A 20,847-nucleotide genomic window follows, 5' to 3' on the forward strand; every position below is an offset into this window, starting at 1 on the left:
CCCGGCGCCGGGCCGGCGATCCAGCCGTAATCGGTTTGGAGTCCCGGCCCGGGCAGGGGATAGTCCGTGGGTGAGACCTGCCCCCACCGCCACCCCCCACGGCCTGCCGCGCCGCCGGCCCGAATGGGCCGGCCGCAACTACACGCTGCTGACCGGCGCCGCCGTCATCACCAACCTCGGCAGCCACGGAGCGCTCGTCGCAGCCGCCTTCGCGGTCCTCGGAGCCGGCGGTTCCGGAGGGGACGTCGGCCTCGTCGCCGCCGCCCGTACGCTCCCCCTCGTCCTCTTCCTCCTCGTGGGCGGCGCGCTCGCCGACCGGCTGCCGCGGCACCGGGTGATGGTCGCGGCGAACGCGCTGAACTGCCTCTCGCAGGCCGCCTTCGCCTTCCTGGTGCTCGCCGGGGACCCCCGGCTGTGGCAGATGATGCTGCTCACCGCGCTGTGCGGCACCGGTACGGCCTTCTTCAACCCGGCCGCGGAGGGGATGCTCCTCTCCAGCGTGTCGGGCGAGCACTCCAACCGCGCCTTCGCCTTCTTCCGGATGGCGATGAACGGCGCCGGCATCGGCGGAGCGGCCCTCGGCGGCGCCATGATCGCGGCGATCGGGCCGGGCTGGGTGCTGGCCGTGGACGCGGCGGCCTTCGCGCTCGCCGGTCTCCTGCGCGCCTTCCTCGACGTGAGCCACGTCGCCCGACGGGCCCCCGGCGGCGGCCTGCTGGCCGACCTGCGCGAGGGCTGGGTGGAGGTGCGGACCCGCCCCTGGCTGTGGAGCATCGTGCTCCAGTTCTCCGTGGTCGTCGCCGTCGTCGGCGCCGCCGAGGCGGTCTACGGACCCCTCGTGGCCCGCGACCGACTGGGCGGGCCGGCCCCCTGGGGCATGGCCCTGGCCTGCTTCGGCGCGGGCACCATCGCCGGGGCGCTGCTGATGATGACGTGGAAGCCGCGCCGCCTGCTCCTGGTCGGCACCCTGTGCGTGTTCCCGCTGGCGCTGCCCTCGGCGGCGCTGGCCGTACCGCTGCCCGTGTGGGGGCTGTGCGCGGTGATGTTCGTCAGCGGCACCGCCATCGAGGTGTTCGGCGTGAACTGGATGACCACCATGCACCAGGAGATACCGGAGGAGAAGTTCTCCCGGGTCTCGGCCTACGACTGGTTCGGCTCGGTCTCCATGCTCCCCCTGGCCACCGCCCTGGCCGGACCCGCCGAGACCGCCTTCGGCCGGACCACGGCCCTGTGGGGCTGCGCGGCACTGGTGGTCGCCGGCACCGCGGCGGTGCTGTTCGTGCCCGACGTCCGCCGGCTGACCCGCAAGCCCCCGCCCGTACGCTCCCCTGCCCCAGCTCCCGCGGCCCCGGCTCCCGCCGCCCCGCACCCCGCGCGCGGCGGCGCCGCCGGAGTCTCCTGAGACAGCAGCCGGGCCGGGGCCGGGGAACGAGGTGCTCTGCCGGCCGGGCTCAGCCGAGGCTGAACGCCCCCTCCGGCGGCTCCGGCGAGGCCACCGCGTCGGCGTCCGCCACCGTCGCCGCCCCGCGCACGAAGCGGGCCAGCGCCTCCCCGTGCTCCACCCGGGCCGGGAAGGCGTCCCCGGCGCACCGCCGGGCGAGGCCGGCCAGCGGAAGGGCGCCGTCCGAGGCCAGCAGCACCGCGTTGCCGAAGCGCCGGCCCCGCAGCACGCCCGGCTCCGCGATCAGGGCCAGCTCCCCGAAGACGGCCCCGAAGTTCGCCAGCTGGGACCGCAGGAAGCCGAACGGCGCCCCGTCCGCCAGGTTCGCCGCGTACAGCCCCCCGGGCCGCAGCACCCGGGCGGCCTCCCGCGCGTACTCCACCGAGGTGAGCTGGGCCGGCACCCGGGAGCCCCCGAACACGTCGGCGACGATCACGTCCGCGCTCCGGGGCGGGGCGGTGGCCAGCCAGCCCCGGGCGTCGGCGGCGTGCACGGTCACGTCCGCCCCGGCGGGCAGCGGCAGGTGTTCGGCGACCAGGTCCACCAGGCCGGCGTCGAACTCCACCACCGTCTGCCGGGACCCGGGCCGGGACCCGGCGGCGTAGCGCGGCAGGGTCAGGGCGCCGCCGCCCAGGTGCAGCAGGTCCAGGGCGTCCCCCGGCTCCGCCGCGCAGTCGAGCACGTGCGCGAGGCGGCGTACGTACTCGAACTCCAGGTGTCCGGGCTCGTCGAGGTCGACGTACGACTGCGGGGCCCCGTCCACGGTGAGCAGCCAGGCCCGCTCCCGGTCCACGTCCGGCATCAGCTTGGCGGTGCCCTGGCCCACTTCCCGGATCACCGGGATCTGTTCGTCGCTCACCCCATCATTGTCAGGCCCCCGCCGGACCCTCCCAGACCTCCCGGGCCGCGTCCACGTGGGCGGCGGCCTGAACCAGTCCGGCCCGCGCCGCCGGGTCCCGGCGGGCGGGGTCGAGCACGTTGCGACCGAAGGCCTTGCGGGCCTCGGGCGACGGGGTGATCAGCAGCACCCGGGCTCCGTCGGCCCGCAACCGCGCGGCCTGTGCGGACGGGGCGGGGACCTTTCCGGAGCCCAGGGCGATCGGGGCGATGACCACCACGCGGCGGTATCCGGCGGCGAGGTCGGCGTTGGTGGCGGAGCGGACCCCGCCGTCGACGAACCGGCGCCCGCCGATCGTCACCGGCGGCCACACCCCGGGTACGGCGCAGCTCGCCGAGACCGCTTCCACCAGCCCCGCGTCCCCGTCCCGCTCGAAGGCGGCGAGCTCCCCGCTCAGCGCGTCGACGGCGGTGACGACGAGGCGCCGCTCGGGCCACTCGTGGGAGACCAGGCGGGCTTCCAGCACCGCGCGCCGCTCCGCCTCGTCGGTGGTGTCGGCGGCGAGCGCCATCGCGCCGACCCTCTTGCGGTAGCCGACCGCGTCGCGCGAGCGGGCCATGGCCACGGCGTACCGGGCGATGACGCCCGCCCCGATCCGGGCGGCGACCTCCCCGGTGGTGTCGCCGAGCTGGCGCTCGTACAGCTCCTGCGGGGTGAGCAGCCCGGAGGCGAGCTGAGCGCCGACCACCGAGCCCGCCGAGGTGCCGACGACGAGGTCGGCGCGGGAGAGGTCCACTCCGGCGCGGGCGAGCCCGTAGAGGATCCCGGTCTCCCATCCGATGCCGGTGAGTCCTCCGCCGCCGAGCACCAGTGCCGTGTCGCCGCCCATCGCCGCCCCGCCCCTCTCCCGTCCGCGCGCGCGTCGGTGTGCGCACGCGTACGCACACCGTGTGGTGACGGCAGTCTGGCGCAGGGCCACCGCCGTCACCACACCGGGTCGGCCGACCCGCGTCAGCCGACGCGCGTCACCGTGCCCGCGCCCACCGTGCGGCCGCCCTCGCGGATCGCGAAGCCGAGGCCGGACTCCAGCGGGACGTCCCGCCCCAGTTCGACGGTCATGGTGACCGTCTCCCCGGGCCGGGCCACACCGGCCGCGCCCAGGTCCACGTCGCCGACGACGTCGGCGGTGCGGACGTAGAACTGCGGCCGGTACCCGGAGGCGATCGCCGTGCTGCGTCCGCCCTCGCGGGCCGAGAGCACGTAGACCTGCGCGGTGAAGCGCCGGCCGGGCGTCACGCTGCCGGGCGCGGCGATCACGTGACCGCGGCGCACGCCGTCGCGGTGCACGCCGCGCAGCAGCAGGGCGACGTTGTCCCCCGCCTCGGCGGACTCCATCGGCTTGCCGAAGGTCTCCAGCCCGGTCACCACCGTCTCGACCGGCTCGCCGTCGCCGCCGAGCACGCTCACCCGGTCGCCGGTGCGGACGGTGCCGCGCTCGACGGCCCCGGTGACGACGGTGCCGCGGCCGGTGATGGTGAGGACGTTCTCCACGGAGAGCAGGAACGGCGCGTCGGTGTACCGCACGGGCATCGGCACGTACGTGTCCACCGCGTCCAGCAGCGCCTCCACCGCACCGGTCCACCGCGGGTCGCCCTCCAGCGCGCCGAGCCCCGAGACCCGTACGACCGGCGCCGCGTCACCGCCGTAGCCGTGCGCGGTGAGCAGGTCGCGGACCTCCAGCTCGACCAGGTCGGTCAGCTCGGGGTCCCCGGCGTCGGCCTTGTTGAGCGCGACCACGATGTGGTCGACCCCGACCTGGCGGGCGAGCAGGACGTGCTCGGCCGTCTGGGGCATGACCCCGTCGAGGGCGGAGACGACGAGGATCGCCCCGTCCAGCTGGGCCGCGCCCGTGACCATGTTCTTGATGTAGTCGGCGTGGCCGGGCATGTCGACGTGGGCGTAGTGGCGGGTGTCGGTCTCGTACTCGACGTGCGTGAGGTTGATGGTGATCCCGCGCCGGGCCTCCTCCGGGGCCCGGTCGATGCGCTCGAACGGGACGTAGGAGGCGCCGCCGCGCTCGGCGAGGACCTTGGTGATGGCGGCGGTGAGGGTGGTCTTGCCGTGGTCGACGTGACCCATGGTGCCGATGTTGAGGTGCGGCTTGGTGCGGGTGAAGGCCGTCTTGGCCATGGTTTCTTTCCCGTGTTCGAAGCGTGGACGGGACCCCTGGAGCGAGCCGACCCTCCCCCTGCGGGGTCCGCCGGACGATCCGGGAAGGGTCAGCTTCGTGCGCCGTCGAATGCGGCGAAGGGTGCCGCCGCGAAGGCTTCGGCGAGGAAGCCCGCTGCGGGGAAGGAATCCGAGGCAGCCTTCGGCGCGTCCGCGACTGCGGACGGCGCTGCGGGGAAGGCGTACCGGAACATGTCCCCGATCCTGCCGGAGCGGACCGGGGGCGTCGAATGAATTTCCCTGTGCCGGGAGCCCGTTCGGACCGGAGGCGCCGCCGGGCCTACAGGTTCTTCAGGGCCTCGCGCACCGACAGCGGTGCGAGCAGGGCCCTTTGGTCCGCAACGAAGGCCCGGACGGCCTCCGGGTCCGTCTTGGCGTACTCGCGCAGGGCCCAGCCGATGGCCTTGCGGACGAAGAAGTCCGGATGGCCGGCCCGGCGGTGGCAGTACGCGAACAGCCGCTCGGCGTCGGTGGCGGACTTGTACGCGAGCTGGTGCAGGAGGGCGGTGCGCACGAGCCAGATGTCGTCGTCCCCGATCCAGGCGTCCATCACGGCGGCCGGCCGGGGGTCCGCCGCCACCAGCGGGCCGACCGTGTGCGCGGCGAGCAGGTCCACGGTGTCCCACCAGGACCCGGTGACGAGCAGGTGCCGCACCACGGGCAGGAAGTCCGAGGAGCAGCGGGAGACGTGGCGGCGCAGGTAGTCCACCGCGAAGTACCGGTACTCACGTTCCGCGAGCTCCCAGCAACGCAGCGCGAGCGCCGCGCAGTCCGTCTCCGTGGGCGGCGGAGTGTCCTTCGTCACGGTGCGGGACAGCGCGCGGCGCTCGGGGGTGCGGATGCCGAGGAAGGGGGAGACGTCCTTCATGTACGCGGCCATCGGCCCTGCCCGCTCGGGATCCGCGGCGGCTCCGTAGGCGGTGGTGAGCCGCTCCAGGAGGACGTCCGCGAGGGCGCTGTGCGGGATTCCCGTGGGTCGCCGCGTGTTCGGCCGCATGAGGCCCAGATTACGGCGGGGCGCCACGGGCCTCGGTTAGTCTCCCGGAATGTCCCTCCTCCTCGCGCCGTGGACCCGGCTGTCGCTGCTCGTCGTGCTGCTGGTCTCGGCCGGGGCGTGCGTGGTCCTCTACGAGCCCCAGCGGCTGCTGTCCCGGGGCTGGCCCCCGGAGCTGCCGCTCGGCGCGGGGGTGCTGCTGTTCGCGGGTGCGTACGGCCTGTGCACGGCCGCGTTCGTGCCCCGCCCGCTGCTGAACCTCGCGGCGGGGGCGGTCTTCGGTTCGGCGTTCGGGCTGGTGGCGGCCGTCGGCGGGACCGTCCTCGGCGCCGCGCTCTCCTTCGGGCTGGGGCGGGTCCTGGGGCAGGAGGCGTTGCGCCCGTACCTGCGCGGACGCTGGCTGCTGGCGGCCGACGGCCAGCTGAACCGGCACGGGTTCCGCTCCGTGCTCGCGGTGCGGATCTTCCCCGGCGTGCCCTTCGCGGCGGCCAACTACCTGGCGGCGGTGTCCCGCTGCGGCTGGCTGCCCTTCCTCCTCGCCACGGCGCTCGGCACCGTCCCCAACACCGCCGCGTACGTGATCGCGGGGTCCAGCGCGGCCTCGCCCGGATCGCCCGCGTTCCTCGTCTCGTCCGGGTTCATCGCCCTGTCCGCGGTGGCCGCCGCGGCGGTCGCCTGGCGCAAGCGGCACCGCCTCGCGCCCCCCGCCGCGGAGGCTCCCGCCCACCGGCAGCGGGCTGTTCACCCCCCTGTGGTCACGGCCGCTCCGCACGGGCCCTAGCATCGGACCCGAACTGCCCGACGATCACAAGGACGAGCGCACCCCGACATGAGCTGGTTCGAATCCCTAATCCTCGGTCTCGTCCAGGGGCTTACGGAGTTCCTCCCGATCTCCTCCAGTGCCCATCTGCGGCTGACCGCGGCGTTCGCCGGCTGGCACGACCCCGGTGCGGCCTTCACGGCCATCACCCAGATCGGCACCGAGGCCGCCGTCCTCATCTACTTCCGCAAGGACATCGCGCGGATCATCTCCACCTGGTTCCGCTCGCTGTTCACCAAGGCGCTGCGCTCCGAGCAGGACGCCAAGATGGGCTGGCTGGTCATCGTCGGATCGCTCCCGATCGGTGTGCTGGGCCTGCTGTTCAAGGACCAGATCGAGGGCCCGGCCCGTGACCTGCGGCTGACCGCCACCACCCTCGTCGTCATGGGTCTGATCCTCGGCTTCGCCGACTGGCTGGCCTCGCGCGACGAGGAGGGCGGCCGCCACCGGGTGGTCCACCAGCGCAAGACGCTGAAGGAGCTGGGCGTCAAGGACGGCCTCATCTTCGGCGCCTGCCAGGCGATGGCCCTGATCCCGGGCGTCTCCCGCTCCGGCGCGACCATCTCCGGCGGTCTGCTGCTGGGCTTCACCCGCGAGGCCGCGGCCCGCTACTCCTTCCTCCTCGCGATCCCGGCCGTACTGGCCTCGGGCGCCTTCGAGATCAAGGACGTGATCGAGACCCCCGGCCACATCACCTGGGGGCCGACGATCTTCGCGACGGTCATCGCGTTCTTCGTCGGCTACGCCGTCATCGCATGGTTCATGAAGTTCATTTCCACCAAGAGCTTCATGCCCTTCGTGATCTACCGGATCCTGCTCGGCATCGTGCTGTTCGCCCTGATCGGCGCGGGCGTGCTCAGCCCCCACGCCGGCGAGTCGGGGTCCTAGCGGCGCCGCCGCTCACCGATCTGCGTGAATCGGAGGCCGCCCGGGAACGTTCCCGGGCGGCCTCCGCGTCGTTGTCCCTGGAGCGAGGAACAGCAGCAGGGGGTGTCCCATGAGCCGAGTGGTACTGGAACGATTTCCGGCCGGAAGTCCGAGGGGGAGCTGGCCGGCCGAGGAGTACGCCGCGCAGCGGACGCGCGAGGGCGTGCCGGCGGAGGTGGTGATGGACCTGGCCAGCGACGCGTTCCTGGTCGTGGTCCGGCAGCGGGAGGCGCGTTCCGGGCGCTGAGGGACCTCGCCGGGAGCCGCCCGGACGCCGCCCGGCGGACGCCGGGTGCGGGTGTGCCGCCGCGTGCCGCCGTCGGGAACGCGCCCCGGCGGCGGCCCGTCCGGCATCCGGTGGCCGCACGGCCCTTGGCCTGGCGGCCCCGTAGCCCCACACTGTCCCGATGACGCAGCGTGTGGACCTGGCGACGGTAATGGACCGGCTGGCCATCGACGAGGTGGTCTCGGGGTACGCCGCGGCCGTCGACGACGGGGACTGGCCCGGCTACCGCGCCCTGTTCACGCCGGACGGGCGGGCCGACTACCGCTCGGCGGGCGGCATCGAAGGGCCCGCCGGGGAGGTCGCGGACTGGCTGCGGCGGACCATGACGCTGTTCCCGGTGCGCCAGCACCTGATCGTCAACCGGCTGGTCCGGCTGGAGGACCGGGGCGGCTCGCCCGGGGACACGGCGCGGGTCCGGGCCGACTTCCTGAACCCGATGCGGCTGGCGGGCGAGGACTTCGACGGTACGGTCACCGCCCCGAACTTCGTCGCCGCCGGCCGCTACGCGTTCGACCTGGCCCGCACCCCCGACGGCTGGCGCCTGAGCGGGGTCACCGTGCACGAGAAGTGGCGCCGCCTCTCGGAATGAAGGGTGCGGCCGCAGGTCCCACACTGGAAGCGGAGGCGCGCATTGCTCACGAAGCGGACCCGGTGGTGGCGTACGGCCGCGGCGGTGGCGGCCGGGGCGCTGCCGTGCCTCGCCTTCCCCGCCCCGGCGCTCTGGTGGTTCGCCTACGTCGCCCTCGTGCCCTGGATGCTGCTGCTGCGCTCGGCCCCCACCGGGCGGAGGGCCGCCGTGGAGGGCTGGTTCGGGGGCGCCGGGTTCATCGTGGCGGTGCACCACTGGCTGCTGCCGAGCCTGCACGTGTTCCTGCTGCCGGTGGCGCTGCTGCTGGGGCTGCTCTGGATCCCCTGGGCGCTCCTGGTGCGGGAGCTGCTCGGCGGGACGCCGCACGGGTGGCGGAACGCGGCCGCGCTGGTCCTCGTACCGGCGGGGTGGCTGCTGTCGGAGCTGGCCCGGTCCTGGCAGGGGCTGGGCGGGCCGTGGGGGCTGCTCGGCGCCAGTCAGTGGCAGGTGCCGCCCGCTCTGCGGCTGGCTTCGGTGGGCGGCGTGTGGCTGGTGAGCCTGCTGGTGGTGGCGGTGAACTGTGCCGTGGTGCTGCTGGTCGCCGTGCCCCGTGCGCGGGTTCCCGCGGTGGCCGCCGTGGCGGGGTGTGCGGTGCTCACGGGGGTGGTGTGGCTGTGGCTGCCGCGCCCCGAGGCCTCGGGCGGCGTGCTGCGGGTGGCCGTGGTCCAGCCGGGCCCGATGGCGGACGGCCCGGACGGGGCCTCCGGCGCCGGGGGCACCACCGCCGCGGCGGAGACGGCCGACGCGGCCCAGCGGCGGTTCGACGCGCAGGAGCGGCTGACCGGAACGCTGGTGGGGCGGCGGGTGGACCTGGTGGTGTGGGGCGAGAGCAGCGTCGGCGCGGACCTGGCGGCGCGGCCGGACCTGTCCCGGCGACTGGCCGCCCTGTCCGCGCGGGTCGGGGCCCCGTTGCTGGTCAATGTGGACGCCCGGCGCTCGGACCGGCCCGGCATCTACAAGAGCTCCGTCCTGGTCGGCCCGCAGGGGCCGACGGGTGACCGGTACGACAAGATGCGGCTGGTGCCCTTCGGCGAGTACGTGCCGGCCCGCGCGGTGCTGGGATGGGCCACCTCGGTGGGCAAGGCGGCCGGCGAGGACCGGATGCGCGGCGCCGCCCCGGTGGTCATGGGACTGCCGGACGGCACCCGGATCGGCCCGCTGGTGTGCTTCGAGTCGGCCTTCCCCGACATGAGCCGGGAGCTGACCCGGCGGGGTGCGGCGGTCCTGGTCGCGCAGTCCTCCACCTCCACCTTCCAGCACAGCTGGGCCCCGGCCCAGCACGCCTCCCTGGCGGCGCTGCGCGCGGCCGAGAACGGCCGTCCCTTCGTGCACGCCACCCTCACCGGAGTCAGCGCCGTGTACGGCCCCTCGGGCGCGCGGATCGGCCCGGCCCTGTCCACGTCGGCGACCGCGGCGGCCGTGTACGAGCTGCCGCTCGCCGGGGGCACCACCCTCTTCGTGCGCTTCGGGAACTGGCCCGGGGGCGCGGCGGTCGCCGCGCTGGCGGCGTACTGCGCGCTCCGGGGCGCCCGGACGGTCAGGCTCGGGAGGCCTGCTCCAGAGCCGTCAGCACCACCCGCTCGCACAGTTCGTGGGTCAGCAGCGCGTCCCGGGCGCTGAGCGCCTTGCCGGCCCCGACGGCCTCCAGGAAGGTGTCCACCGCCTGCTCGATGCCGCGCTGGCGGGCCACGGACACCCAGTCCCCGCGCCGCCGCAGGGTGGGCTGGCCCTTGTGGTCGATGATCTCGGCGAGGTTGACGACCTGGCGCTTGGAGTCCTGTCCGGAGACCTCCAGGACCTCCTCGGTGGATCCGGAGAGCCGGTTCATGACGCCGAGGGCGGTGAAGCCCTCGCCGGACATCTGGAGCACCACCTGGTGCATCAGCCCCTCGCGCACCACGGCCCGCACGTCGATGTGGTCGGCCTCTCCGGGCAGCAGGAAGCGCAGGGTGTCGACGACGTGGATGAAGTCGTCGAGCACCAGGGTGCGCGGGTCCTCGGGGAGCCCGACCCGGTTCTTCTGCAGGATGATCAGCTCGCGCGGGTGGTCGGCGCACTGGGCGTAGGCGGGCGCGTAGCGGCGGTTGAAGCCGACGAAGAGGCCGACCCCGCGCTCCTCGGCCAGTTCCACCAAGCGCCGCGAGTCCTCGAACGCGTAGGCCAGCGGCTTGTCCACGTACGTCGGCACGCCGGCCCGCAGCAGCCCCTCGACGATCTCGGGGTGGACGGCGGTCGGCGCGTGGACGAAGGCGGCGTCGAGGTCCTCGGCGAGCAGTGCGTCGAGGGTGGTGTGGAGGCGTCCGCGCGGAACGTGGTGGACCGCGCCGATCCGCTCCAGCGTGGCGGGAGTGCGCGTCTGCAGGTGCAGTTCGACTCCGGGGCGGGTGGTGAGGACGGGCAGGTACGCCTTCCGGGCGATGTCGCCGAGTCCGATGACGCCGACCTTCACCGGGTGCCTCCTCGTGTGTGCCCAATGGGATACCGGCAGCTTAATCCCTGGTGGGAGGGGGCGTGTTCGGTCAGGATGACGGACATGACATCCAATGGATCACACCGCTCCGAACCCTCCACCACCGCCGGCGAGCGGGACATGCTGGACGGGTGGCTCGACTACCACCGTTCGACCCTCGCCTGGAAGTGCTCCGGGCTCACGGAGGAGCAGGTGCGCCTGACCCCGCTGGAGCCCTCCGGGCTCAGCCTGATGGGCCTCGTACGGCACATGGCGGAGGTGGAGCGGTACTGGTTCCGCGAGATCTCGCTGGGCGAGGACCTGCCCGAGCTCTACAGCACCCGGGAGAACCGCGACGGCGACTTCCACTTCACCGACGCCGACACCTGGGCCTCCGCCGAGCGCGTGTGGCAGACCGAGGTGGAGCTGGCCCGGCAGGCCGCCGCGGGCCGTTCGCTCGACTCGGTGTCGGACGCCGCCGTCCACCACCGCGGCGAGGTGTTCAGCCTGCGCTGGATCTACACCCACATGATCGAGGAGTACGCGCGCCACAACGGGCACGCGGACCTGCTGCGCGAGCACATCGACGGCGCCACCGGCGAGTAGGCGCTGTCCGCCGGACATCCCCTCCCCGTCACCCGTGCGGGGTGAATATCGGTCCAGGGTTTTCACAACGGGGTCCTCGCACAGCAGAGTTGCGCGGGTGCATCCAACCCGAACCTCGACGAAACTGCTCCTCGGAGCCGCCTGTGCGGCCTCCGCCGTCTCCACCGTCTCCGGCTGCGTGAGCGTGGGCCCCGGTACGGGGCGGCCTGCGACGGCCCCCTCCGCCGGGGCGGCGCCCCGGTACGAGCCGCGCGGGGGGCCGGGGGCGCTCCCGGTGGTCGTCCAGGCACCCGCGCTGGAGGCGCTGGGGGCGGTGCCGGGCGGAGCGGAGCGGCCGTCCGGCCCGACGGCCGCGGCCCGGGGCACGGCGCGCACGGCGCCGCTGACGCCACCGGGGGCCGGGGAGGCCGCGGAGGCCGTTCCCCCGGTTCCGGACATCCCGGAGCCCCGGAAGCCCGCCCGGTCCGCCGAGAGGCATCGTGAGGGCCGTCCGGACCCCCTGCGGAAGGACGCGCGGGCCCCGCGCGAGCTGATGCGGGAGCTGCCGGTCCGGCCGGCCGACGTGTGCGCGCTGGGCAGGCGGCACGGCCAGTGGCATCCGGACAGCCCGGAGGCCCGGATCTGCGCGGGCGTCCACGACGGCTGAGGGACGGCCCGCGCGGGCCCTACGGCCCCGAGGCCCCGCCCCGCCGCCCCGCCGGCCCGCCCCGTCGGCCCGGCCCGCCCTACGGGCCCTGCCCGGGAAACGGCCGGGGCCCCTGCCCCGGCTCCGTCGCGAGCCGCCGCTCCAGCCGGGCGATGGCGGCCCGCACGCCGTTGCCGTACCCGTCGTCGGAGAGCTCCGCGGTGGCCGCGCGGGCCCGCGCCAGGTGCACCCGGGCCGCCTCGGGACGGCGGAGTTTGACGTAGTCGGCGGCGAGGCTGAGGTGCAGTGCCGGGTAGAAGGCGCGGACCGTCTCGCGGGGCCGGTCCGCGAGCCCCTCGGCGGCGGTCAGCGCCCTCAGGTCCCAGGCCAGTTCGTCGCCGGGGTCGTCCTGGGCGTCGGCCAGGTAGTGCGCGAGGGTGCAGCGGTGGAGACCGTCCCCCTCCTCGCCGATCTCGGACCAGATCTCGCCGAGGCGGTTGCGGGCCTCCTCGCGGTCACCCGCGTGCAGCAGGATGACCGCCTGGCCGATCCTGGTCATGACGGCGTCCTCCGACGCCTCCTGCTGCTCCCTCAACGCGGCCTCCGGCTCGCTCCGCCGGACCCGCTCCGGTCCGGTCGTCACGAAGCTAGCCGCAGGCGGCGCCTCTGACGCCGAGGCGCGGTGTGGCGTCAGCCCAGGTCCGGGATCCGCCAGTCGATCGGCTCATGGCCCTGGGCTGCGACGGCCTCGTTGATCTGGGTGAAGGGGCGGGAGCCGAAGAACTTCTTCGCCGACAGCGGCGAGGGATGGGCGCCCTTGACGATGACGTGCCGCTCCTCGTCGATCAGCGGGATCTTCTTCTGGGCGTAGGCGCCCCAGAGGACGAAGACGACCGGGTCCGGACGGTCGGAGACCGCGCGGATCACGGCGTCGGTGAACTTCTCCCAGCCCTTGCCCTTGTGCGAGTTCGGCTCGGCCTCGCGGACGGTGAGGACCGCGTTGAGCAGGAGGACGCCCTGGTTGGCCCACGGCATCAGGTACCCGTTGTCCGGGACCGGCAGGCCGAGCTCCTCCTTCATCTCCTTGTAGATGTTGCGCAGCGAGGGCGGGGTCTTGACCCCGGGCTGCACGGAGAAGCACAGGCCGTGCCCCTGGCCCGCGCCGTGGTACGGGTCCTGGCCGAGGACCAGCACCTTGACCCGGTCGAACGGCGTCGCCTCCAGGGCCGCGAAGACCTGCTCGCGGGGCGGGTAGACCGGCCCGTTCGCCCGTTCCTTCTCGACGAACTCGGTGAGTTCCTTGAAGTAGGGCTGGTCCAGCTCCCCGCCGAGAACGGGGAGCCAGGACTCGGGCAGCATCTGGGTCACGTCGACAACCTCCGGTACAAGTTCGTGCAACTGCTCAGAACCTACCGGGGACCACTGACAACGCCACGACCCGGGCACCGCCCGCGGACGTCACCAGCTGGTCTTGCGGTACAGCTCCCACATCTGCATGGCGGTCTGCGGGTCGAGGGCCCGCTCGGCGCCGGCGATGTCCTCGCGCGCGCCGACGTAGAGCTTGCCCTGCCACAGGGGCAGCAGGCGGACGTCCTGGGCGAAGATCTGCTGTGCCTGCTCGAACTCCCGGACGCCGGCCGCGCGGTCGCCCTCGCGACGGGAATTGGGCAGCAGTTCGTTCACGATGGCGGGGGGCTCGTACGGGGTGCCGACCGCGTTCTCCTTGCCGACGAACGGCGCGATGAAGTTGTCCGGGTCCGGGAAGTCGGGGAACCATCCGCGGCCGAAGATCGGGTACTCGCTGTTCTTGTAGCCGACCTGGAATTCCACCCAGGGCTTGTTCCGCAGCGTGATCTTGAAGAGCCCGCTCTCGTCCAGCTGCCGCTTGAGTTCGGTGAACTCGTCGGCGGTGGAGCCGCCGTAGCGGTCCGAGGTGTACCAGAGGGTCAGGTCGACCGGCGTGGGGACCCCGCCGTCCTTGAGGATCTTCCGGGCCTTGTCGACGCTGGGCTGGCCGTAGAGGTCGTAGAAGGGCGTCTTGTGGCCGACGACCCCCTTGGGGACCATCGAGTACAGCGGTTCGGCGGTGCCCTGGTAGACCTTGGTGACCAGCGCGCCGCGGTCGACGATCTGGGCGATGGCCTGGCGCACGGGGAGCTTGGCGACCTGCGGGTCCTTGGGGTTGAACACCAGGTAGCGGATCTCCGCGCCGACGTTCTCGACGACCTGGACGCCCGCGTTGTGCGAGGCCGGGCTCTGCAGGTCCTTGATCTCGGGGGCGGAGAGGCCTCGGTAGGTCGCGTCGATCTCCTTGGACTTCAGGGCCGCGACCATCGCGTCGGACTTCTTGAAGTAGCGGATCGTGACGCCGTCGTTGTGGCGGTTGGCGAAGCCCTGGTAGGTCTCGTTGCTGCCCAGGACGGCCTCGGAGCCCGCCTTGTACGAGGTGAGGACGTAGGGGCCGGATCCGGTGACCTTGCCGTCCTCGCGCACCTTGTCCGCCGGGTACTCCTTGGGCGCGACCAGTGAGGCGGCGGGCGAGCCGAGGACGAAGGGGAAGGTGGCGTCCGGGGTGTTCAGGTGGAAGACCACGGTCAGCGCGTCCGGGGTCTCGATCTTGTCGAGGGAGTTGAAGAGGCCCTTGGGGCCGACCTTCGAATCGATCTTCCTGATCCGGTCCAGGGAGTACTTGACGGCCTTGGCGTCGAGCGGCTCGCCGTCGGAGAACTTCAGCCCCTTGCGCAGCGTGCACCGGTAGGCGGTGTTCGCCGTGTCGGTGAACTCGCACCCCTGGGCGGCGTCCGGCTGGGGCTTCGTGCTGCCCGTGGGGAACGCCAGGAGGGTCTGGTAGACGTTCCGGTAGAGCTCCCAGGAGCCGTCCCACGCCGCCGCCGGATCTAGGGTGCTCGGGGCGCTCGTCGTGCCGACCACGATCCTCTTGGCCTTGTCTCCGCTGTCGTCGGAGAACAGACCGCATCCGGCGAGCAGGGATATGGACGCAAGGGCCGCAGAGACCTGCAGGCATCTGGTCCGGTTGAACACGTGCACGCTCCTCGATCAGCCAGGGGTGCGGCAGACCCTACCGCAGTACGTCACAAATCCAATGGGCAGGTTTCGTGAGGCACTTGACCGATTACGTGCGTATTCGATACGCATTTGCCTCCCCGCGGGAGGCAAATGCGTCCGTTTATCGGTCAGTGGACTCCGGCATTGAGGAACATGCCTCCGTCGACCACGAGGGTTTGTCCAGTTACCCATTCCGCTTGTGCAGATGTGAGGAATGCCGCCGCGCCCCCGATGTCCTCCGGGGCCCCCAGCCGGCCGAGCGGGTACGCCGCGGCGGCCTCCTGTTCACGGCCCTCGTAGAGCGCCTGCGCGAACCTGGTCTTGACCACCGCCGGGGCGATCGCGTTCACCCGCACCTTCGGCGCCATCTCGTGCGCCAGCTGCAGGGTGAGGTTGATCATGGCGGCCTTGCTCATCCCGTACGCCCCGATGAAGGGCGAGGCGGAGACGCCGGCGATGGAGGCGATGTTCACGATCGCCCCGCCGTTGTCCTTCTGCCAGGCGTGCCAGGTCCGCTGGGCGAAACCGAGGGCCGAGATCACATTGGTCTCGAACACCTTGCGCGCGACCCCGAGATCGAGGTCCGCCATCGGCCCGAAGACCGGATTGGTCCCCGCGTTGTTCACCAGGAAGTCGACGCGGCCGAAGGCCTCCATCGCGCGGTCCACGGCGACGGCCTGGTGGGCCTCGTCGTGGGCCTTCCCGGCCACGCCGATCACCCGGTCCGCGCCGAGCCGCTCGACGGCCTCCTTGAGGGATTCCTCGTTGCGCCCGGTGATGCAGACCCGGTCGCCCCGGGCGACCAGCGCCTCGGCGATCCCGTAGCCGATGCCCCGGCTCGCGCCGGTGATCAGCGCGACCTTGCCGCTGTCGATGCCGTTGTACGTCATGCCGTACGCCCTGCCTCTCGTGGACGGGTCAGTTGAGCGGGCCGCCGGCCACGTACATGACCTGGCCGGAGACGAAGCCGGCGGCCTCGCCCGTGAAGAAGGCGATGGCGTTGGCGATGTCGTCCGGGCGGCCGACGCGCTGCACCGGGATCTGCGTGGCGGCGGCCGCCTGGAACTCCTCGAAGCCCATGCCGACGCGGGCGGCCGTCTGGGCGGTCATCTCCGTCACGATGAAACCGGGGGCGACCGCGTTGGCCGTGACGCCGAACTTGCCCAGCTCGATGGCCAGGGTCTTGGTGAAGCCCTGCAGACCGGCCTTGGCGGCGGCGTAGTTGGCCTGGCCCCGGTTGCCCAGCGCGGAGCTGCTGGAGAGGTTCACGACCCGGCCGAACTTGGCCTCCACCATGTACTTCTGACAGGCCCGCGCCATCAGGAACGCGCCCCGCAGGTGCACGTTCATGACGGTGTCCCAGTCGGTGTCGCTCATCTTGAACAGCAGGTTGTCGCGGAGCACGCCCGCGTTGTTGACCAGGATGGTCGGGGCGCCGAGCGTGCTCGCGACCCGCTCGACGGCCGCCTCCACCCGGGCGCTGTCGGAGACGTCGCAGCCGACCGCCAGGGCCCGGCCGCCGGCGGAGGTGATCGCCTCCACGGTGTCCTTGCAGGCCGCCTCGTCCAGGTCGAGTACGGCGACCGCACGGCCCTCGGCGGCCAGGCGCACGGCGGTGGCGGCGCCGATGCCCCGGGCCGCCCCGGTGACGATCGCGACGCGCTGCTCGGTGGTGGACATGCTGGATCTCCTCGCCGTTGAGAGCGGCCGCCCGAAGGTGAGCAACCGCTTAGTAGCTTCAGCTGAGGAGACGCTAGGAGCCGTGACACCTCGTGTCAACGGCACCCCGGCGCGCGCGTCCCGCCGATCCCCGCGTCAGCGGACCAGCAGGTCGAGGAGGCGTTCCAGCTCGGCCTCCGGGTCGGCCGTCAGACCGGTGTGGACCGGACCGGGCTGGACCACCGTGCTGCGGGGGGCGATCAGCCACCGGAAGCGGCGCCCCGGGTCGTCGCCGGCCGCCTGTCCGGCCCGCTCGCCGCCCGCGCACAGCCCCTCGACCCCGCGCAGCGCGGCCCGGACGCCGGCCACGTCGGCCCCCGGGTCCAGCGCGAGGAGCTTCGCCTCGTCGAGGTGGGTGCGCGCGGCGACGTACGCGTGCGCCCGGCAGTAGACGACGACCCCGGCGTTGAAGCACTCGCCGCGCTCCATCCGGGGCACCACGCGCACCAGCGCGTACTCGAACACGTCCCGCTCGGTCACTCGTCGCCGCTCTTCCGCTCGTTCTCGTCCGACTTGTCCGGCTGGGGAGGCAGCCGCTCGGCCAGCCAGCCCGGCGGACCGGACCGCGGCCTGACCTCGGCCTCCATGGTGATCCTCTCGTGGATCGTCGCCGCGCGCGGCAGCAGCGCCTCCACGTAGGCGCGGCGCACCGCGTCGGCGGAGTCGAAACCGGGCTCGTCGACCAGCCATTCGTCGGGGACGTCGGCGGTGACCTCGGTGAGCAGGTCCTCGGTCACCAGCGGGGCCAGCTCGGCGGCGGCCGCGGCGATGTCCGGGCCCACGGGGGCCAGGACGTGGTCGGAGGCGTTGTACGGCTTGGCCGCGGCGGCCCGGGCGGTGGGCCAGTTGTGGTGCCAGATCATGGTGGCGCCGTGGTCGATGAGCCACAGGTCGCCGTGCCAGACCAGCATGTTGGGGTTGCGCCAGGAGCGGTCGACGTTGTTGATCAGGGCGTCGAACCAGACCACGCGGCCCGCCTCGGCCGGGTCGGCCTGGTACGCGAGCGGGTCGAAGCCGATCGAGCCCGGCAGGTAGTCCATCCCGAGGTTGAGCCCGCCGCTGGCCTTGAGCAGCTCCTGGACCTCCTGGTCCGGCTCGGCGAGCCCGATGACGGGGTCGAGCTGCATCCCCACCAGCTGCGGGACCCGCAGGCCCAGCCGCTGGGCGAGGCGCCCGCACACGACTTCGGCGACCAGGGTCTTGCGTCCCTGGCCGGCTCCGGTGAACTTCATGACGTAGGTCCCGAGATCGTCGGCCTCGACGATCCCCGGGAGCGAGCCGCCCTCACGCAGGGGCGTGACGTAGCGGGTCGCGATCACTTCTGTGAGCATTTGCCCAGGCTAGCTGGCGGGCGGGCGTACCCGTCCCGGGATTTCTCCGGCCGCCGCTCCTCACCCACGTACCGCCTGACCAGGTCGTCCAGGTAGTCGGGGCCGAATCCGAAGCCTGCCGCCTCGGGGACGAGCGCCCGCAGGCGCCGGTTGGAGACCGAGAGGGTCTCGGCCGGCACGTCGTGGAAGGCCCGGTGCGCGGATCGTCCCATCGCCGTCTCCAGGGTCCGGACGATCCGTTCGGTGGGAACGCTCGTCCCGGAGGCCACGTTGACCGTGTGGTCGCACACTCCGAGAGCGAGCAGCCGGTCGAGGACGGTGGCGAAGTGGCGTACGTCCATCAGGTCTCGGCGCGCTCCGCGGTGCACCGTGACACGGCCCGTACGGATCTGGCGGACCAGGGACGGGACCAGTTGTGCCGGATTCTGCCCGGGCCCGACGAGGTGGCTCAGCCGGAGCGTCAGCCGGAGCGCGCCGGAGTCGGCCACCAGTCGTTCCATGGCCAGTTTGTGCCGCCCGTACGGGGACACCGGCTCGGCGGGGACGTCTTCGAGGCCCACGCCCGCCCTGCCGTACAGCCCCGTGGACGCGGAGGAGAGGAACACCAGGAGGCGGCCGCGTTCCCTGCACCGCCGGGCGGTCTCGGACACCAGCGCGGCTTCCCGGAGGAACCGCTCCGGTGCGGACTCCGCGGTGTCGGACACCCCGGCGGCCAGGACCGTGGCGGGGACGTTCCGGTCGAGGTGGTGACGGAGGTACCCCGCGAGGAAGCCTCCGCCGATGAGCTCCGCCGTCATGTCCGGGGGAGCCGTCGCTCCACCGCGTCCGCCGCGACCCCCGCGTTGCCCGCCTTCCGGATGTCGTCCCGCACGGCGCGGACCCGGCGGCGGACGCCGTCGTGGGCGTGCAGGGCCGTCACCGCCCGGCGCAGGACGTCGGCGGTGACGGAGCGGAGGGGGAGCGCCACGCCGAGCCCGAGGTCGCGCAGGCGCCTGGCGTTGGCGGCCTGCTCCGGGAGCCGGGGCACGACGAGGGACGGCACCCCGTGGTGCAGGCTCTCCATCGTGGTGGCCATCCCCCCGTGGTGGATGACCAGCGAGGCGTGGGACAGGACGGCGCGCTGCGGCACCCAGCGGTGCACCTCCGCGTTCGGGGGCAACGGGCCGAGCGCCGCGGGGTCGGTACGGTCACCGATCGCCATCACGAGGTGCCAGTCGAGTCCGGCGAACGCCTCGGCCGCCACGGCGTGGAACTCCGGGTGACCGTGGTCGACGGAGCCCAGCGTGACGAGCGCGACCGGGACGTCCTCGCGCGGCGGTTTCCACTGCCCCGGCTCCGGCCCCGGGGGGAGGGCGGGCCCGGCGAAGGTGTGCGCGTCGCCGTAGGCCTCCCCGTCCGGCTGGAAGGAACGCGGGACCAGGACGAGGCCCCCCGAGAAGGCCGCGTCGAGGTGTTCGCGCACGTCGGTGCGTACCCCCTCGTCGGCCAGGAACCCGGCGAGTCCGGACAGGAACTCGCCCGCGTAGGGATTGGCGCCCGGGGTGCCGGGCTCGGCGAGGGACCAGTGCCGGGGCGTCGCCAGGTACGTCCACACCTGCATCGAGGGGATTCCCCACTTGGCGGCGAGCACGCCGCCGGCGCCGGCCGGGTCCTCGGTGAGGACCAGTCCGGGCCGCGCGCCGGCGAAGCTCTCCTCCAGTTCGGGCAGGGTGGCCCGTGCGTCGGCGAGGTACAGCAGGGGCAGCCGCCGGGCGTCCGACGGCCAGTCGGCCGGGTCGGACGGGAGGGAGGACCCGAACACCACGGCTTCGGCCCCCGCGGCCTCGACCAGCGGTGCGAACCGCCGGGTGGTCGCGTAGCTGACCCGGACACCGCGGCGCACCAGCTCGGTGACGGTACCGAGCAGCGGGCTGATGTGGCTGTGCGCGGCGGCGGTGAAGATCGCCACGTGCCGGTGGCCGGCCCCGGCGTGCGGGGAGCCGGGGCCGTCAGGCTCCGCCGGCATCGCTCACCGCCCCGGATTCCGCCCCGGATTCCGCCGCGGGCCGGTCGTGCGCGGCGGCACGGCGGGCGCGGAGGTCTTCGAGGCTGCGCAGGAGGGCGGGGAAGGCCTCGGGCTGGTTACCGTCCTGACGGCCCGTCGTCATGCTGAGCCCCTTGACCGGCGGCCGGAGCACCAGGTTGTCGCGGCCCGCGAGCCTGGCCCGGTGGTCGCGCATGGCGGCGCTCTCCCACCCGCCGGGCGGGAGTGCGGCGGCCAGCGCGATGGGGGCCCGCGTGCACTGCAGGGCCATCGTCGCCGGGGTGTCCGCGAGTCCCTGGGCCAGACGCGCGATGAAATGCATTCCGGCCGGATAGACGGCTATCGCGTCGGGCCAGTTCGCCAGCTCCACATGGAGTTTCCGGACCTGCGGCTCCTCGGACCAGGAATCCTCGAATACCGCGCGATTGGTGAGGACCGAAAGTCCTTCACGCGTGACGAAACGCTGCGCGGACCGAGTGAGGACGATCCGCAGTTCCACGTCCGGATAACTCACCTGGAGCCAGTTGACCCAAAGTGGCAGGAACGCGGCGTTCGACGATCCGGTACCGACGAGGAGAAGTCGCTTTATTCCTACGGGGGGAATCTTCATCGAAGGCATTCCCCAGTTCTGTTCCATTGCCATGTCGTACTCCGATCCCGTCGCGCCTCCCGGGAGGCCGGGGCCTCCCGGGAAACGCCCATCAGACCGACACTCAGCAGCCGCACCAGGAGCAGCAGCAGGCGCACAGGATGGCCTGCGCCTCCTTGTCGTCCGCCTCGACGAGGAGGTCGTCCTCGGTCAGGGCATCCAGCTCGAGCAGGTCGTCGGCGAGCAGCTCAGCCACAGGCATGGTTCTCTCCTTGA

General features: G+C 73.2%; 24 protein-coding genes. 8 read left to right on the forward strand and 16 right to left on the reverse strand.

The annotated features are described in order from the left end of the window. The first annotated feature begins 70 nt into the window (after positions 1–70). A complete protein-coding gene (locus ACZ5D2_RS26190; protein WP_468932547.1) occupies positions 71–1,402 on the forward strand; it encodes an MFS transporter in 1,332 nt (443 codons plus the stop codon). Between the two features lie 49 nt (positions 1,403–1,451). Here ACZ5D2_RS26190 and ACZ5D2_RS26195 read toward each other — a convergent pair whose 3' ends face one another. The 4 genes from ACZ5D2_RS26195 to ACZ5D2_RS26210 form a co-directional block, all read right to left on the reverse strand. Beyond that, positions 1,452–2,243: a spermidine synthase gene (locus ACZ5D2_RS26195; RefSeq protein WP_371681353.1), complete on the reverse strand. Its 792-nt coding sequence runs from the start codon at positions 2,241–2,243 to the stop codon at positions 1,452–1,454. Between the two features lie 67 nt (positions 2,244–2,310). Continuing rightward, on the reverse strand, positions 2,311–3,168 hold the full coding sequence (locus ACZ5D2_RS26200) for a patatin-like phospholipase family protein (RefSeq protein WP_371679794.1): 858 nt from the start codon (positions 3,166–3,168) through the stop codon (positions 2,311–2,313). Between the two features lie 122 nt (positions 3,169–3,290). Further along, positions 3,291–4,469, reverse strand: a complete 1,179-nt coding sequence (tuf, locus tag ACZ5D2_RS26205) for an elongation factor Tu (protein WP_468932550.1) — start codon at positions 4,467–4,469, stop codon at positions 3,291–3,293. 319 nt (positions 4,470–4,788) lie between these two features. Beyond that, on the reverse strand, positions 4,789–5,505 hold the full coding sequence (locus ACZ5D2_RS26210) for a DNA alkylation repair protein (protein ID WP_371679792.1): 717 nt from the start codon (positions 5,503–5,505) through the stop codon (positions 4,789–4,791). 49 nt (positions 5,506–5,554) lie between these two features. Here ACZ5D2_RS26210 and ACZ5D2_RS26215 point away from each other — a divergent pair, with 49 nt between their 5' ends. The 5 genes from ACZ5D2_RS26215 to lnt all read left to right on the forward strand — a co-directional run bounded on the left by ACZ5D2_RS26215 (position 5,555) and on the right by lnt (position 9,783). Next, on the forward strand, positions 5,555–6,283 hold the full coding sequence (locus tag ACZ5D2_RS26215; RefSeq protein ID WP_371679791.1) for a TVP38/TMEM64 family protein: 729 nt from the start codon (positions 5,555–5,557) through the stop codon (positions 6,281–6,283). Between the two features lie 48 nt (positions 6,284–6,331). Then, positions 6,332–7,210, forward strand: a complete 879-nt coding sequence (locus tag ACZ5D2_RS26220; RefSeq protein ID WP_371679790.1) for an undecaprenyl-diphosphate phosphatase — start codon at positions 6,332–6,334, stop codon at positions 7,208–7,210. Positions 7,211–7,319: 109 nt separating this feature from the next. Next, a complete protein-coding gene (locus ACZ5D2_RS26225) occupies positions 7,320–7,496 on the forward strand; it encodes a hypothetical protein (RefSeq protein WP_266837595.1) in 177 nt (58 codons plus the stop codon). 160 nt (positions 7,497–7,656) lie between these two features. Continuing rightward, positions 7,657–8,124 (forward strand): nuclear transport factor 2 family protein, encoded by a 468-nt coding sequence (locus ACZ5D2_RS26230; RefSeq protein ID WP_371679789.1) that lies wholly within the window; start codon positions 7,657–7,659, stop codon positions 8,122–8,124. 42 nt (positions 8,125–8,166) lie between these two features. Then, the gene (lnt, locus tag ACZ5D2_RS26235) at positions 8,167–9,783 is read left to right on the forward strand and encodes an apolipoprotein N-acyltransferase (RefSeq protein ID WP_371679788.1); all 1,617 of its coding nucleotides are present in this window, start codon (positions 8,167–8,169) and stop codon (positions 9,781–9,783) included. Here the strand turns inward: lnt and ACZ5D2_RS26240 are convergent. Further along, the gene (locus tag ACZ5D2_RS26240) at positions 9,701–10,612 is read right to left on the reverse strand and encodes a Gfo/Idh/MocA family protein (RefSeq protein ID WP_371679787.1); all 912 of its coding nucleotides are present in this window, start codon (positions 10,610–10,612) and stop codon (positions 9,701–9,703) included. The genes lnt and ACZ5D2_RS26240 overlap by 83 nt on opposite strands. Before the next feature lie 84 nt (positions 10,613–10,696). On the opposite strand from ACZ5D2_RS26240, the gene ACZ5D2_RS26245 reads away from it, so the two are divergent. Both ACZ5D2_RS26245 and ACZ5D2_RS26250 read left to right on the forward strand, forming a co-directional pair. After that, positions 10,697–11,218, forward strand: coding sequence for a DinB family protein (locus ACZ5D2_RS26245; protein ID WP_371679786.1), 522 nt, complete (start codon positions 10,697–10,699; stop codon positions 11,216–11,218). A 97-nt stretch (positions 11,219–11,315) separates the two neighbouring features. Further along, positions 11,316–11,864 (forward strand): hypothetical protein, encoded by a 549-nt coding sequence (locus tag ACZ5D2_RS26250; RefSeq protein ID WP_371679785.1) that lies wholly within the window; start codon positions 11,316–11,318, stop codon positions 11,862–11,864. A gap of 79 nt (positions 11,865–11,943) precedes the next feature. Here the strand turns inward: ACZ5D2_RS26250 and ACZ5D2_RS26255 are convergent, their stop codons facing one another. The 11 genes from ACZ5D2_RS26255 to ACZ5D2_RS26305 all read right to left on the reverse strand — a co-directional run bounded on the left by ACZ5D2_RS26255 (position 11,944) and on the right by ACZ5D2_RS26305 (position 20,833). Beyond that, complete coding sequence (locus tag ACZ5D2_RS26255) at positions 11,944–12,438, reverse strand: hypothetical protein (RefSeq protein ID WP_371681352.1); 495 nt, start codon at positions 12,436–12,438, stop codon at positions 11,944–11,946. A gap of 95 nt (positions 12,439–12,533) precedes the next feature. Beyond that, positions 12,534–13,202 carry a uracil-DNA glycosylase gene (locus tag ACZ5D2_RS26260; RefSeq protein ID WP_371681351.1) on the reverse strand — a complete coding sequence of 223 codons (669 nt, stop codon included), beginning with the start codon at positions 13,200–13,202 and terminating at the stop codon, positions 12,534–12,536. 99 nt (positions 13,203–13,301) lie between these two features. Continuing rightward, positions 13,302–14,885 (reverse strand): ABC transporter substrate-binding protein, encoded by a 1,584-nt coding sequence (locus ACZ5D2_RS26265; RefSeq protein WP_371679784.1) that lies wholly within the window; start codon positions 14,883–14,885, stop codon positions 13,302–13,304. Between the two features lie 152 nt (positions 14,886–15,037). Next, positions 15,038–15,799 carry an SDR family oxidoreductase gene (locus ACZ5D2_RS26270; RefSeq protein WP_371679783.1) on the reverse strand — a complete coding sequence of 254 codons (762 nt, stop codon included), beginning with the start codon at positions 15,797–15,799 and terminating at the stop codon, positions 15,038–15,040. Between the two features lie 28 nt (positions 15,800–15,827). Beyond that, positions 15,828–16,589: a 3-oxoacyl-ACP reductase FabG gene (fabG, locus tag ACZ5D2_RS26275; RefSeq protein ID WP_371679782.1), complete on the reverse strand. Its 762-nt coding sequence runs from the start codon at positions 16,587–16,589 to the stop codon at positions 15,828–15,830. A 135-nt stretch (positions 16,590–16,724) separates the two neighbouring features. Continuing rightward, positions 16,725–17,108 (reverse strand): DUF3037 domain-containing protein, encoded by a 384-nt coding sequence (locus ACZ5D2_RS26280; RefSeq protein ID WP_030236635.1) that lies wholly within the window; start codon positions 17,106–17,108, stop codon positions 16,725–16,727. Next, complete coding sequence (locus ACZ5D2_RS26285; protein ID WP_371679780.1) at positions 17,105–17,959, reverse strand: HipA family kinase; 855 nt, start codon at positions 17,957–17,959, stop codon at positions 17,105–17,107. The genes ACZ5D2_RS26280 and ACZ5D2_RS26285 overlap by 4 nt, the downstream gene beginning before the upstream one ends. Next, positions 17,944–18,756, reverse strand: coding sequence for an NAD-dependent epimerase/dehydratase family protein (locus ACZ5D2_RS26290; protein WP_371679629.1), 813 nt, complete (start codon positions 18,754–18,756; stop codon positions 17,944–17,946). The genes ACZ5D2_RS26285 and ACZ5D2_RS26290 overlap by 16 nt, the downstream gene beginning before the upstream one ends. Next, positions 18,753–19,964, reverse strand: a complete 1,212-nt coding sequence (locus tag ACZ5D2_RS26295) for a macrolide family glycosyltransferase (RefSeq protein ID WP_468932561.1) — start codon at positions 19,962–19,964, stop codon at positions 18,753–18,755. Before ACZ5D2_RS26295 ends, ACZ5D2_RS26290 begins: the two co-directional genes overlap by 4 nt. Beyond that, positions 19,948–20,619, reverse strand: coding sequence for a flavoprotein (locus tag ACZ5D2_RS26300; RefSeq protein WP_468932564.1), 672 nt, complete (start codon positions 20,617–20,619; stop codon positions 19,948–19,950). The genes ACZ5D2_RS26295 and ACZ5D2_RS26300 overlap by 17 nt, the downstream gene beginning before the upstream one ends. 76 nt (positions 20,620–20,695) lie before the next feature. Then, complete coding sequence (locus tag ACZ5D2_RS26305) at positions 20,696–20,833, reverse strand: hypothetical protein (RefSeq protein WP_371679626.1); 138 nt, start codon at positions 20,831–20,833, stop codon at positions 20,696–20,698. Between the last annotated feature and the right edge of the window lie 14 nt (positions 20,834–20,847).

The organism is Streptomyces sp. NPDC031479 (assembly GCF_055581065.1).